The sequence below is a fragment of the Pseudomonas sp. SWRI51 genome (genome assembly GCF_014268825.1).
GTDB classification, from domain to species: domain Bacteria; phylum Pseudomonadota; class Gammaproteobacteria; order Pseudomonadales; family Pseudomonadaceae; genus Aquipseudomonas; species Aquipseudomonas farsensis.
This window is the reverse complement of the sequence record NZ_JABWRG010000025.1, coordinates 18070-30760: the sequence shown is the minus strand read 5'-3', so window position 1 is coordinate 30760 and position 12691 is coordinate 18070. Positions and strand designations below refer to the sequence as shown.

Genomic DNA, 12691 nt, shown 5'->3' with positions numbered 1-12691 from the left:
GGAAGGGCGGCATGTGGATCAACCTGTGGCTGTGGCCGCACAGATGAAGCACGGAGCGTGGTGATGGGGTTCAGGACTGTGTTGCTGGCATTGCTGTTGCTCGTCGCAGGCCCCTGCGCCGTTGCCGGGCAGGCGCCTGCCGAAGTGCGCCTGGTCAGCGAGGAATGGGTCGACTACACCAATGCCGATGGTACCGGGCTTGCCTGGGACGTGCTGCGCAAGGTGTTCGAGCCGGCCGGGGTCAAGGTACAGGCGCAAAGCGCGCCGTACAGCCGGGCAATGGGCCTGGTCAAGCGTGAAGAGGCCGATGCCTGGGTGGGGTCTTACAAAGGCGAGGAAAGCGGCGATATCTATCCGCGCTGGCATTTCGATATGGACCATATCTATGTGCTGGGCCTGGCCAGCAAGCCGGTGCCGACTGTGGACACCATCGGCAAATACCGCCTGGCCTGGGTGCGCGGCTACGATTACGGCAGTTATCTGTCCAATGTCGAGGAATTTCGCGAGGTACAGCGCCGTGAAGGGATTCTGCCGATGCTCGAGCATGACCGCGTCGACTTCTATGTCGATGCCTTCACCGAGGTTCAGTACGTGCTTGGCCGCGCGGCCAACCCCGGGCTTTTTCGCAGCACCCACCTGACTGAGCTGCCGTTGTACCTGGCGTTCGGCAATACCGCGCGCGGCAAGGCGCTCAGCGACCTGTTCGATCAGCGCATGCAGCAGTTGGTGCGCAGCGGCGAGTTGAAGCCGATTTTCGAGCGCTGGAAGCAGCCGTACCCATTCACTGCCAATAGCCAGCCGCTCTGAGCTGTAGCAGGGGCGTGCTCCATAAGCATCGAACTTTTCGATCTTAAGCCCCGGTATTCAGCCTGCGCACCTATGGCGGGCTGCTGATACAATCTGCCGATTGAAAATTCCTACATCCAGGAGCACAACGTGCCCGTCGTCTTTGTTGCCGCCTCTAAACTCCCGACCCCTTTTGCGACCTTCACCATGCATGGCTTTCTCGACGAAGCCACTGGCCGCGAGCACGTAGTGCTCAGCCTGGGTGAGATTGCCGACGGTGAGCCGGTGCTGGGGCGCCTGCATTCCGAGTGCCTGACTGGCGACGCACTGTTCAGCCAGCGCTGTGACTGTGGCTCGCAGCTTGAAGCCGCGCTGCAAGCCATCGCCCGCGAAGGCCGTGGTGTGCTGCTGTACCTGCGCCAGGAAGGGCGAGGCATTGGCCTGTTGAACAAGATCCGCGCCTACGAGCTGCAAGATGGCGGCGCCGATACCGTCGAAGCCAACGAGCGCCTGGGGTTTGCGGCCGATCAGCGTGACTACGCCATGTGCCTGCCGATGCTCGAGCACCTGGGCGTCAGCGCACTGCGTCTGATGACCAACAACCCGCGCAAGGTCAAAGCCCTGACCGACATGAACATCAAGGTGGCCGAGCGTGTGCCGCTGCACACCGGGCACAACCCGCACAACCGCCTGTACCTGGCGACCAAGGCCGACAAGCTCGGCCATATGATGGGCAACAAGCACCAGGGCGAGCAGGCGTGACACGCGGGCAGGTCAAGCGCCGCCTGGCACTCGCCTGGTGGCAGTACCTGGCCGTGGGGCTGGTGCCGTTGCCGGTGATGGCCTGGGCCTTTGGTGGCGCCGTGCAAATGGGCGTGCTGGCCATGCCGCTGTTCATCGCGGGCGCTGCAACCATGTTCCTCAGCTTGCCGCGTTTCGCTGCCTACAAGCGGGCGTTGATCGCTACAGACAAAGCGCTGGGCAGCCCGGATGAGCCTGCCGCCTGGATCACCCTGGCGCAGGTTCGGCGCATGGCCATGTTGTTTGCCTGTTTCCCGGCCTGGGTGGCCGCATTGTCGGTGCTGGTGGGGCTGGAGGCGGTGCCACAGATACTGCTGGCGCTGTCGACCGTGGTGTTGCTGTACCTCTACCGCATCCCGCGCCAGCTAGGCTGACCCGCGCCATCCGGCATGCCGCGATCCCCTGTAGAAGCGGCCTTGTGTCGCGAAAGGGGTGCGTAGCACCCCCAGGATTTGTGCACCACGCCGATATCGCCGGGGCTGCTGCGCAGCCCTTTCGCGACACAAGGCCGCTCCTACACAGCTCACAGCGACTGGCTTACAGGCCGAGCTTTGCCAGCCGCGCCCTGACCGAGGCTTCAATCCCCGCCACATCCAGCCCGCACTCTGCCAGCATTTGCGCAGGCTTGGCGTGCTCGACGTACAGGTCTGGCAGCCCCAGGTGCAACAGCGGCTTGACCACTGCCTCGCGGGCCAGGCACTCACCCACTGCCGCGCCTGCGCCGCCCATGATGGCGTTCTCTTCAAGGGTCACCAGCAGTTCATGGCTGGCGGCCATTTCCAGTACCAGTGCTTCGTCCAGCGGCTTGACGAACCGCATGTCGACCACAGTGGCGTCGAGGGTTTCAGCAACTTGCAGGGCTTCAGCCAACTGCACGCCGAACACCAGCATGGCAACCTTGCTGCCCTTGCGGCGCACGACGCCTTTGCCGATTTCCAGCGGATCGAGGTCGCCGCTGATCGGTGCATTCGGGCCGGTGCCGCGCGGGTAACGGACAGCCGCCGGGCCTTTGTAGTGGTGGCCGGTGCTGAGCATCTTGCGCAGCTCGTTCTCGTCACTTGGCGTCATCACCAGCATGCCGGGGATGCAGCGCAGGTACGACAGGTCGTAGGCGCCCGCGTGAGTCGGGCCGTCTTCGCCGACCAGGCCTGCACGGTCGATGGCAAACAGCACGTCGAGGTCTTGCACGGCGACATCGTGGATCAACTGGTCGTAGGCACGTTGCAGGAAGGTCGAGTAGATCGCCACCACCGGCTTGGCACCTTCGCAGGCCATACCGGCGGCCAAGGTGACGGCGTGCTGCTCGGCAATCGCCACATCGAAGTAGCGCTCTGGGTAGCGCTCGCTGAACTCGACCAGGTCCGAGCCTTCTTTCATCGCCGGGGTGATGCCTACCAGGCGGTTGTCGGCGGCGGCCATGTCGCACAGCCACTGGCCGAACACTGCGGAATACTTAGGCCCGCTGGGCTGCTTCGGCGCCACGGGCTTGTCGACCGGTTCCAGCTTGGTGATGGCATGGTAGCCAATCGGGTCGACTTCGGCGGGGGCGAAGCCTTTGCCTTTTTTGGTGACCACATGCAGGAACTGCGGGCCCTTGAGGTCGCGCATGTTGCGCAAGGTCGCCACCAGCGTGGGCAGGTCGTGGCCATCGATCGGGCCGATGTAGTTCCAGCCCAGCTCTTCGAACAGGGTGCCGGGCACCAGCATGCCCTTGGCGTATTCTTCGGTGCGGCGGGCGATTTCCCAGGCGCCTGGCAGGCGCGACAGCACTTTTTTGCTGCCTTCGCGCATGCTCGCGTAGGTGCGGCTGGAGAGAATCTTGGCCAGGTAGTTGGACAGCCCGCCGACGTTGCGCGAAATCGACATGTCGTTGTCGTTGAGAATGACCAGCATGTCGGCATTCACTTCCTGCGCATGGTTCAGCGCTTCGAAGGCCATGCCGGCGGTCAGTGCGCCATCACCGATCACGGCAATCGACTTGCGCGCCTCGTTTTGCAGGCGGGCGGCGATGGCCATGCCCAGCGCTGCGCTGATCGAGGTGCTGGAGTGGCCGACGCCGAAGGTGTCGTACTCGCTTTCGCTGCGCCGCGGGAAGGCGGCGATGCCGTCCTTCTGGCGCAGGCTGAGCATGCGGTTGCGGCGCCCGGTGAGGATCTTGTGCGGGTAGGCCTGGTGGCCCACATCCCACACCAGCCGGTCATCGGGGGTGTCGAACACGTAATGCAGGGCGATCGTCAGCTCGATGACGCCAAGGCCGGCACCAAAGTGCCCACCGGTCTGGCCGACGGTGTAGAGCAATTCCTGGCGCAGCTCGTCGGCCAGCGGCTCAAGGTCGGCTTCGGCCAGGCGGCGCAGGCCGGCTGGCGTATCGGCGCGGTCGAGCAACGGCGTGACCGGGCGTTCGCGGGGGATCTCTTGAAACGTCGTGGGCATCAGGCGAGTCGTTATAGGTTTGAAGACGCGGCAGTTTAACCCATTGGAGGAAAAGCTGCCCCTGTAGGAGCGGCCTCGTGTCGCGAAAGGGCTGCGAAGCGGCCCCAGATTTTTAGCTTCGCAGCATAATTCGCCAGGGCTGCTTTGCAGCCCTTTCGCGTTACAAGGCCGCTGCTACAGAACGTGAGGAAGTGTCAGTGGCGGCGTTCGACGATATAGCGCGCCAGTGCCCGCAGGGGTTCGGCGTTTTCACCGAAGCCTTGCAGCGCAGCCAGGGCCTGGTCGCGCAGCTCCAGGGCATAGGCCTTGGCGGCATCCAGACCAAGCAGCGCCGGGTAGGTTGGTTTGTCGCGGGCGATATCGGCGCCTTGGCGTTTGCCCAGGGTTGCCGTATCACTTTCTACATCAAGAATGTCGTCCTGCACCTGGAACGCCAGGCCAATGGCTTGCGCGTAGGTTTGCAGGGCGTCGAGCTGCGCCGCCTGGGCATTGCCGCTGGCCAGGGCGCCGAGGCGCACGCTGGCTTCGATCAGCGCACCCGTCTTGTGCCGGTGCATGTACTCCAGCGCCTGCTGGTCGAGCTTCACGCCCACCGAGCCGAGGTCGATGGCCTGGCCACCCACCATGCCGGCGGGGCCCGCCGCCTTGGCCAGCGCCTGGACCATGGCCAGGCGCAGAGTGTCCGCTTGCGGGCTTAGCTGCGGGTCGAGCAGGGCGCTGAACGCCAGGCTCTGCAGCCCGTCGCCAGCAAGAATCGCACAGGCCTCGTCAAACGCCTTGTGGGTGGTCGGCTGGCCGCGACGCAGGTCGTCGTCGTCCATGGCCGGCAGGTCGTCGTGTACCAGCGAATAGGCGTGGATCAGCTCTACGGCGCAGGCCGCGCCATTGGCGTGCTCGGCTGGGGCGCCGAGGGCCTGGCAGGCAGCGTAGGCCAGCAGCGGGCGCACCCGCTTGCCGCCGTTCATCACGCTGTAGCGCATGGCGGCATACAGCCGCTCCAGCTCTTTGGACGGGGCCTTGAACAACGGCTCAAGGGCCGCGTCCACCCGCGCCTGGGCGCTTTGCTGGTAGGCGCTGATCATGCCTCGGGCTCCGCATCGAACGGCTGCGCCGCCAGCTCGCCATCGCGCTCCAGCAGAATCTGCACCTTCTGTTCGGCTTGAGCCAGGGCGCCCTGGCAGTCACGGGTCAGGGCGATGCCCTGCTCGAAAGCGGCCAGCGAGTCTTCCAGCGACAGTTCGCCGTTCTCCAGGCGCTCGACCAGAGCTTGCAGGTCAGCGAGGGATTTTTCGAAATCGATGGAGGTTTTTTTGCGGGCCATGGCGACTGTCTCGGTGGCGTTCAGAACGGCGCGACACTAGCAGAGCGGGGCAGGGGGAGCAAATCAGCCGGGCTTTTGTAGCATTCTGTTGCATTTATAGGCGCATGCCTGGCTTGCAAATCGTTGTGCGATCCGATTGTGGGGCTTCTGGCCCTCTGCCATAATCCGCGCGCCCAAGCCCGCGGCCCATGCCGCAGGGCTACCCCCTCCTCGATGTCACGTAACGGACTACGTTGTGAGCTTCCTTTCGATCGAATTCGGCCTCTGCTTCACGGTGTTCTTCCTTGTCTACTGGAGCCTGTGCTGGAGCACGCGGTTGCAGAACCTGCTGTTGCTGGCTGCCAGCTATGGCCTGGTGGCAAGTTTCAGCCTGCAATCGCTGTACATCCTGCTTGGCTACAGCGCGCTGGTGTACCTGCTCGGGCTGCTGGCCTGGCGTTATCCCGGGCGCTGGTTCTGCAACGCGTTGATGCTGACGCTGGTGCTGGGCTGCTTCTACCTGTTCAAGTACCAGACCTTCTTCGTCGAAGGGGCGCAAAACGCCCTGGCATCGGCCGGCTTTGTGGTGTCGCTGCCGTTGTTGGAAGTGCTGGTGCCGATTGGCCTGTCGTTCTATGCCTTCCATTCGGTGAGCTACCTGGTGTCGATCAGCCGCCGCGAACTGACGCCGGTCGGGCCGTTCGACCTGGCGCTGTACCTGGCGTTCTTCCCAAGCCTGGTGGCCGGGCCGGTCAACCGGGCGCTGCACATGCTGCCGCAGATTCGCCCCGAAGGGCTGCGCCAGGTGCTGGAGCCGCAGCGAGCCATGGGCTTGATCGCCCTGGCCGTGGTCAAGCTGTTCTTCCTCAGTGCCTGGCTGGGCAGCGAATGGGTCGACCCGGTGTTCGATACGCCCGGCGGCTACACCCCGGAGCAGGTGCTGCTGAGCGTCTACGGTTACAGTTTCCTGATCTACTTCAACTTCAGTGGCTACACCAACCTGGTCACCGGGATTGCCCTGTTGCTGGGCTTTCGTCTGCCCGAAAACTTCAACGCCCCGTATGCCGCGCACAACCTCAAGGAATTCTGGGGGCGCTGGCATATCAGCCTGTCGCGGTTCATCCGTGACTACGTCTATATCCCGCTGGGCGGCAACCGTCAGGGCGTGTGGCGCGGCAACCTGAACATGCTGCTGGCGATGTTGGTGTCCGGCCTTTGGCACGGCGCCAGCCTGAACTTCATCATCTGGGGCGGCCTGCATGGCATAGGCCTTGCGCTGTCCAAGCTGTTCAGCCAGTGGGTGCCAGGCTTTGCCCGCATGCCCGGCGCTGGCCTGCTGGCGCGGCTGATGACGTTCCACTATGTCGCCTTTGCGTGGATCTTCTTCCGCAGCAGCACCCTGGATGGTGCCGTGGAAATGCTCGGTGATATCGCCCAGCTGAGCCTGGTCGGCCTCAACAGCCCGACCGGTTTGATGCTGCTGGGCTGCGTGTTGTTCGTCGCCACTTACCCGCAATGGCTGGTGCTGCTGCGTGCAGGCTTCGCTGCCACCCAGCGGCTGCCGTGGCAGGTGTATCCGATCCCGCTCGGGGTGGGGGTGTCGTTGGTGATCTTTGCGTCGCAATCGGGTGTGCCGGGGTTCATCTATGCAAGCTTCTGAGAGCAAACAGTTGTTGCAGGTGCAACTGGGCGCGCTGCGCGCGCTGTATGCCATCGTGGTCACTACCTTGCTGCTGTTCTGGCTGAACCAGGACTCGATCAAGCTCTACTGCCAGCAGAAATACCACCAAGGCTGCGAAATCCCGCTGCTCGGGCAGTTGCCCGCCTGGCGCTATGGTGCGCAGTTGACCCTGGCGCTGGAAGAAGGCCGCGACAGCTTCCTGCAGCGCCTCGAAGTTGCGCCGCAGTTGGCCACGGCACCTGTGCCACAGGTGTTGCCTGAGCCTGAGCCGGTGGTGTCGATCAACCTGGAAACCCCGGCCGCGCTGGCCCAGCCTTTGCCGGTGCATGCCGAGCCTGCGCCGCAGCACGAGCCGGTGCAGGCGGCGCAACCTGCGCACGTGCCGGCGCCTGTTCCTGCTCCGGCGCCACAGCCGGCAGCCGTGCAGCCGCAGGTCGCCGCCCAGCCGTCGCATCCTGTGCCGCTGCAGCCGGGTACGGTTGCTGCACTGGCCGCCGGTGACGATGTGTTCCTGGTCGGCGATTCGCTGATGCAAGGGGTCGCGCCGCACCTGGCCAACAGCCTGCGCAAGCGCCATCAGATCCGCACCATCAACCTCAGCAAGCAGAGCACCGGCCTTGCCTACCCGGGGTTCTTCAACTGGCCGAAGACGGTAGCCGAAACCCTGGACCATGAGCCCAACATCCGCCTGATGGTGGTGTTCCTCGGCCCTAACGACCCTTGGGACATGCCCCAGGGCAAGGGCAAGCCGTTCCTGCGCTTCAAGTCGCCGGACTGGGAGGTGGCCTACCGCGCGCGCATCGACTCGATTCTGGATCAGGCCCGGGCGCACAACGTACAGGTGATCTGGGTCGGCCCACCGAACATGGAGAAAGCGCGGCTGTCTACGGCAATGGATTATCTGAGCGGGCTGTACCAGCAACAGACCGCGCTGTATGGCCAACACTACGTCTCGGCCAACCCCATCCTCGGCTATGCCGACCAAGGCTTCTCGTATACGGTGCAGACGCCGGAGGGCAAGCGGGTCAAGGTGCGGGTCGACGACGGCATTCATTTCACCATTACAGGCCAGAAGATGATCGCCGAACAGGTTATGTCGCTGATCAGTTTTCCGGGCCTGACCGTTACAGGACATTAAGATGCGCCAATGGCATCACCTGCTGGGCCTGGCCCTGCTGATCAGCGCCGCACCCGGTTGCAGTACCGGCGCCAACAGCGTGGCCAGCCAGCCCGCAGCACGCCCGGCGCCAGCCCCGGCCGCCCGTCAGGACGGCAATGTGGCGTTGCTGGCAAACAAGCTGCGCAATGCCAATCGCGCGCCGGTCGCCATCGTGCAACTGGGCGACTCACACACCGCTGCCGACCTGTTCAGTGGCGAGCTGCGCCGCTTGTTGCAGGCGCGCTACGGTGATGGCGGTATCGGCCTGGTGCCGGCCTCGCCGGTGCCGGGTATTCGCAACGACCGGGTGATCATCAAGAGCGAAAAGCGCCAGTGGGAGCTGCTGTCGGCGCGCAACCAGCAAAGCAACCAGTTCCCGTTGGGCGGGTATCTCTCGCTGCCCCAGGCCAACCGCGCCAGCGTGGTGTTGCAGGCGCGCGACGAAGACCGCCAGCGCTACAAGGTGTCGGCGCTGTACCAGTCCACCAGCAATGCTGCGCTGCTGGTCAACGGTGGCCAGCGCCGGCCGCTGGCGATCACCAAGGGCCAGTGGCGCTTCAGCCCAGCCTTCGCCAATGTTGGCCTGCCGATGCAGTTGAGTGTCGAAGGTGGCCGTGGTGTGGCGCTGGGTGGCTGGTATCTGCAGGGGCAGAAGAACGCGGGCGTCACCTACTCCACGCTGGGCATCAATGGTGCGCGGCTGGAGGTGGTCGACAAGTGGCAGCCGGGTTGGCAGGACAGCCTGAAGGCGATCAAGCCGGACCTGGTGGTTCTGGCTTACGGCACCAATGAAGCGTTCGACGACAAGCTCGACCTGGTGCTGTACCGCACGCAGTTGGACGCGACCCTGACGCGCCTGCGCAAGGACCTGCCGCGCACTGCGATATTGCTGGTGGGGCCGCCGGACTCGATCAAGAACCGCAGGGCCGGCAGTTGTGCGGCACGCCAGCCGCAGCCGTTGGCGTCGGTGGTGCGTATCCAGAAGCAGGCTGCGCAGAAGCACAAAGCGCTGTTCTGGGACTGGCAGGCGTTCATGGGCGGGCCATGCTCGATTGCCGGCTGGCAAGCCAACGGCCTGGCGCGGCCGGACCAGGTGCACCTGACAGCCGATGGCTACCGCAAAAGTGCAGCGGGCTTGTATGAGTTTCTGAAAGGCCCGCTGGGCCTGCGCTAGGGCTTGGCCTGTCGTTGTAGCGTGTAGGAGCGGCCTTGTGCCGCGAAAGGGGTGCGAAGCGCCCCCGACGATCTTGCACGCGGCACAGAACCTGAGGCTGCTTCGCCGCCTTTCGCGGCACAAGGCCGCTCCTACACCGTCAAGCCCGGTTCACTCTCAGGCAGGCTCCGCCTCAGGCGCCAGCATCGCCTGGCGATAGCGCGCCAACTCTTCGATGGTCAGCACCGGCAGGTTGTACTGCCGGGCATACACCGCTACCTGCTCGCCACGCGCCATGCTGCCGTCGGGGTTCATCAGTTCGCAAAGCACCGCCGCCGGGCGCAGGCCCGCCAGGCGCGCCAGGTCCACCGAGCCTTCGGTATGGCCACGGCGGGTCAGCACGCCACCATTGCGGGCGCGCAGCGGGAATACATGGCCGGGGCTGACGATATGCCGCTGTTGCGCCGTCGAGCGCAGCGCCGCCTCGATGGTCGTGATGCGGTCCTGCGCCGAAACCCCGGTGGTGACCCCTTCGGCCGCCTCGATGGTCACCGTGAAGCCGGTGCCGTGGCGGGCCTGGTTGTTCGGCACCATCGGTGCCAGCTGCAAGGCGTCGACCGTGGCCTCGTCCAGGCACAGGCAAACGATGCCGCTGCAATCGCGGATCATCATGGCCATGGTCTGCAACGACAGGTTCTCGGCCGCAGCTACGATATCGGCTTCGTCTTCGCGGTCGTTGTCGTCGAGCAGCAGTACCGGGCGCCCAGCCTGGAAGGCGGCGATGGCGGCAGTGACGTTGGGGAAAGGCTTGTGGTGCGTGGTGGACATGAAACGCTCCTCGTGAATGATCGATGAACGTCTCGGGGCGAACAAAATGCGCGCGCAGGGGCGCACGAACTGCCCCTGGCAAACGCCTTCTTTCATCCGGACTATGACCGTCGGCTCTGGAATTGCACCAGATCTGCTGACCCCCGGCATGGCCGGGGCGCTCGCGGGCTCATCTTTCGATTTACCGCCGGTGGGGAATTGCACCCCGCCCTGAAGACCGGGCCAGCATACAGCAAGCGGCCCGCTTGCCGGCAAGCGCTACGACTTAAGTTGCTGCCAGTCCAGGCCAAAACGCGCCAGGTATTTGCGCAGGCGGTCGGCATCGTTGGGGTTGGCCTTTTCCTGGCGCGACACGGCAAACAACGTTCGCCCAGCCTCCGACAGGCTTGCCGCACGGCGGCATACGTCGATCACCGCCTGCAACTGAACCTGGTCGAACAGGTCCAGCGGCTGGTCTATCGGCAACTGCAGTTGTTCGCTCTCAAGCCCCCAGGCATGGCGCAACCGGCCGATTTCCTCCTCCACCAGCGCCTCGTCGATACGCCCGCTGTCGGCCAGCGTGGCCATGCGCGTGACCGACGCCGACAGCTCGCGAAAGTTGCCCGCCCAGCGCGCCTCGGCGGCCAGGGCAAAGGCCAGGTAGCGGCGCTTGGCCTCAAGGTTGAAGCGCACCTGGCGGTTCTGTTCGCGGGCGTGGCGTTGCAGCTCGAAGTCCAGGTTCGGCTCGATGTCTTCACGCCGCGCCGCCAGCCCTGGCAGGGCGAAGGTCCACAGGTTGATACGGGCGAACAGGTCTTCGCGGAACGAGCCGTCGGCAACTTTGGCGCGCAGGTCGCGGTGGGTGCCGGCGATCAGTTGGAAGTCGCTTTGCACTTCGCGGTCGGCACCCAGCGGGAAGAAGCGTTTTTCTTCGATGGCCTTGAGCAGCATGGCCTGCTCGTCGGCGCCCAGTTCGCCGATCTCGTCAAGGAACAACATGCCGCCGTCGGCCGCGCGCAGCAGGCCGTCGCGGGCGTTTTGCGCGCCGGTGAACGCGCCTTTGGCGTGGCCGAACAGCGCCGACATGGCGCCGTCCCCGCGCAGGGTTGCGCAGTTCACCTCGATAAAGCGCCCGCCCAACTGGTGGCGGCCGCGCTTGAGCTCGTGCACGCGGCGGGCCAGGAACGACTTGCCGGCGCCCGTCGGCCCGACCAGCAGAATGGGCGCCTTGGAGCGCAGCGCCACCCGTTCGATCTGCTCGATGGTGCGGTTGAAGTCAGCGTTGCGCGTGGCGATGCCGGCCTTGAGCAGTGACTGGCCCTCGGCTTGCTCGCGCTGAAAACGTGAGGCGATGAGGTCGTAGCGCGACAGGTCGAGGTCGATCAGCGTGGCGCTGCCGCGCGGGTCGGCATCGGCGTCCTGCTGGCGCGCGGGGGCGGTTTGCAGCAGGCGTGCCGGCAGGTAGCGGGCTTCGGTAAGCAAAAACCAGCAGATCTGCGCAACGTGGGTGCCGGTGGTGATGTGCACCAGGTAGTCCTCGCGCTCGGTGTCGAAGCTGTAGCTGCTGGCGAAGTCATGCAGGGCGCCGTAGACCTCCTCGAAGTCCCACGGGTTGCGCAGGGGCAGGGCGTGCAGGCGCACCTCGGTGCCGGGCGAGACCTTTTGGATGTCGTCGCGAATGCGCTCAGCCAGGTCCAGGTCGCGCACGGTGGTGCCGTGCAGCAGTTCCAGCCGGTCGATCGGCTGGTCTGGCTGCTGGCACAGGGCAACGCTGGGGCGCCAGCGGCTCCAGCGAGCGGCGCCCTTGCCATTGCGATCCAGAGTGGTGCCGAGAAAACCGATGGCGACGGTTGGCTTACGCATTTGAGGTTATCCAAAAAGATAAAGTGCTAGCTCATGGTATATGAATCTTGATGTTGCTGTATCGGTGTCAAACACCAATAAACGTTCATTCAAATTAATAAATCTATATAAATCAATAATTTATAAGTTTATTTGGGTGGGTTTTGCAAACCTGGCACGCCGCTCGCAATATTCCTCTCGACTGCATCGCCAGGCAGGCCCTCGGGTCAGGGGTTGAACAAAACCCCGCCGGTGCACGAGCCCACGCAAGTGTTGGTGTCGTGCATGCCGCCGCCGCAACGGGCAGTCGCTACCGGACGTTCTTTGAAACGGGCGTCCGGACCCTGAGATTGGCCTCAAACCGATCAATACCCTCCACGGTAGCTACACCCTGCAATACCCCCGCTGGTGGGGCACAGGTAAACGCGAACAGAGCCAGGACGGCTCGTGACAGCGAAGGAAAACCTGAGCCCACCGCTGGTTCACCCGGCCCGCCGGCCGGGCCTGGCGCAACGAAGGAGCCCGCTGCAGCGATGCTGCACGGCCCTGACTCCGCCAGGCTTCGCCTACGGCGCTCGGTGCTCTGGCGCACACCAGCACTCAAGGACAATTTAAAAGGATGAACACGATGAAACTGTTGAACCGCTTTGTGGTGAAGAAATGCGAACACGGCTTGCTGCTCAAGGATGGCGAGTTCCACGCCATTCTGGGCGCCGGGCAACACAAGCG

11 protein-coding genes and 1 riboswitch are annotated in these 12691 nt (G+C 64.4%); of the genes, 6 read left to right on the top strand and 5 right to left on the bottom strand.

Translation table 11 applies throughout. The annotated features are described in order from the left end of the window. Window positions 1-63: 63 nt before the first annotated feature. The 3 genes from HU720_RS10595 (at window position 64) to HU720_RS10585 (ending at window position 1961) form a co-directional block, all read left to right on the top strand. The gene (locus HU720_RS10595) at window positions 64-807 is read left to right on the top strand and encodes a transporter substrate-binding domain-containing protein (protein ID WP_186519878.1); all 744 of its coding nucleotides are present in this window, start codon (window positions 64-66) and stop codon (window positions 805-807) included. A gap of 129 nt (window positions 808-936) precedes the next feature. Continuing rightward, the gene (gene ribA, locus HU720_RS10590) at window positions 937-1548 is read left to right on the top strand and encodes a GTP cyclohydrolase II (RefSeq protein ID WP_186519877.1); all 612 of its coding nucleotides are present in this window, start codon (window positions 937-939) and stop codon (window positions 1546-1548) included. Beyond that, complete coding sequence (locus HU720_RS10585) at window positions 1545-1961, top strand: MFS transporter (protein WP_186519876.1); 417 nt, start codon at window positions 1545-1547, stop codon at window positions 1959-1961. The genes ribA and HU720_RS10585 overlap by 4 nt, the downstream gene beginning before the upstream one ends. 163 nt (window positions 1962-2124) lie before the next feature. Here HU720_RS10585 and dxs read toward each other — a convergent pair whose 3' ends face one another. The 3 genes from dxs to HU720_RS10570 form a co-directional block, all read right to left on the bottom strand. After that, the gene (dxs, locus tag HU720_RS10580) at window positions 2125-4020 is read right to left on the bottom strand and encodes a 1-deoxy-D-xylulose-5-phosphate synthase (RefSeq protein WP_186519875.1); all 1896 of its coding nucleotides are present in this window, start codon (window positions 4018-4020) and stop codon (window positions 2125-2127) included. Between the two features lie 194 nt (window positions 4021-4214). Then, window positions 4215-5102, bottom strand: coding sequence for a (2E,6E)-farnesyl diphosphate synthase (ispA, locus tag HU720_RS10575; protein ID WP_186519874.1), 888 nt, complete (start codon window positions 5100-5102; stop codon window positions 4215-4217). Then, on the bottom strand, window positions 5099-5341 hold the full coding sequence (locus tag HU720_RS10570) for an exodeoxyribonuclease VII small subunit (protein ID WP_186519873.1): 243 nt from the start codon (window positions 5339-5341) through the stop codon (window positions 5099-5101). Before HU720_RS10570 ends, ispA begins: the two co-directional genes overlap by 4 nt. 235 nt (window positions 5342-5576) lie before the next feature. Here HU720_RS10570 and HU720_RS10565 point away from each other — a divergent pair, with 235 nt between their 5' ends. From HU720_RS10565 to HU720_RS10555, 3 genes are read left to right on the top strand one after another with little or no spacing between them, the layout of a single operon-like run. Then, window positions 5577-6980: an MBOAT family O-acyltransferase gene (locus tag HU720_RS10565; RefSeq protein WP_186519872.1), complete on the top strand. Its 1404-nt coding sequence runs from the start codon at window positions 5577-5579 to the stop codon at window positions 6978-6980. Then, window positions 6967-8139: an SGNH family hydrolase gene (locus HU720_RS10560; protein WP_186519871.1), complete on the top strand. Its 1173-nt coding sequence runs from the start codon at window positions 6967-6969 to the stop codon at window positions 8137-8139. Before HU720_RS10565 ends, HU720_RS10560 begins: the two co-directional genes overlap by 14 nt. A 1-nt stretch (window position 8140) precedes the next feature. Next, window positions 8141-9334, top strand: coding sequence for an SGNH/GDSL hydrolase family protein (locus HU720_RS10555; RefSeq protein WP_186519870.1), 1194 nt, complete (start codon window positions 8141-8143; stop codon window positions 9332-9334). Window positions 9335-9490: 156 nt separating this feature from the next. Here the strand turns inward: HU720_RS10555 and ribB are convergent, their stop codons facing one another. Next, the gene (gene ribB, locus HU720_RS10550; protein ID WP_186519869.1) at window positions 9491-10141 is read right to left on the bottom strand and encodes a 3,4-dihydroxy-2-butanone-4-phosphate synthase; all 651 of its coding nucleotides are present in this window, start codon (window positions 10139-10141) and stop codon (window positions 9491-9493) included. Between the two features lie 80 nt (window positions 10142-10221). After that, a riboswitch (FMN riboswitch) is annotated at window positions 10222-10363 on the bottom strand. A gap of 36 nt (window positions 10364-10399) precedes the next feature. Next, window positions 10400-11983, bottom strand: a complete 1584-nt coding sequence (gene rtcR / locus HU720_RS10545; protein ID WP_186519868.1) for an RNA repair transcriptional activator RtcR — start codon at window positions 11981-11983, stop codon at window positions 10400-10402. Between the last annotated feature and the right edge of the window lie 708 nt (window positions 11984-12691).

Coding starts and splice junctions, on each gene's coding strand:
- rtcR (WP_186519868.1), bottom strand. CDS start 11,983: ATGCGTAAGCCAACCGTCGCCATCGGTTTTCTCGGCACCACTCTGGAT.
- HU720_RS10560 (WP_186519871.1), top strand. CDS start 6,967: ATGCAAGCTTCTGAGAGCAAACAGTTGTTGCAGGTGCAACTGGGCGCG.
- HU720_RS10555 (WP_186519870.1), top strand. CDS start 8,141: ATGCGCCAATGGCATCACCTGCTGGGCCTGGCCCTGCTGATCAGCGCC.
- ispA (WP_186519874.1), bottom strand. CDS start 5,102: ATGATCAGCGCCTACCAGCAAAGCGCCCAGGCGCGGGTGGACGCGGCC.
- ribB (WP_186519869.1), bottom strand. CDS start 10,141: ATGTCCACCACGCACCACAAGCCTTTCCCCAACGTCACTGCCGCCATC.
- HU720_RS10570 (WP_186519873.1), bottom strand. CDS start 5,341: ATGGCCCGCAAAAAAACCTCCATCGATTTCGAAAAATCCCTCGCTGAC.
- HU720_RS10595 (WP_186519878.1), top strand. CDS start 64: ATGGGGTTCAGGACTGTGTTGCTGGCATTGCTGTTGCTCGTCGCAGGC.
- dxs (WP_186519875.1), bottom strand. CDS start 4,020: ATGCCCACGACGTTTCAAGAGATCCCCCGCGAACGCCCGGTCACGCCG.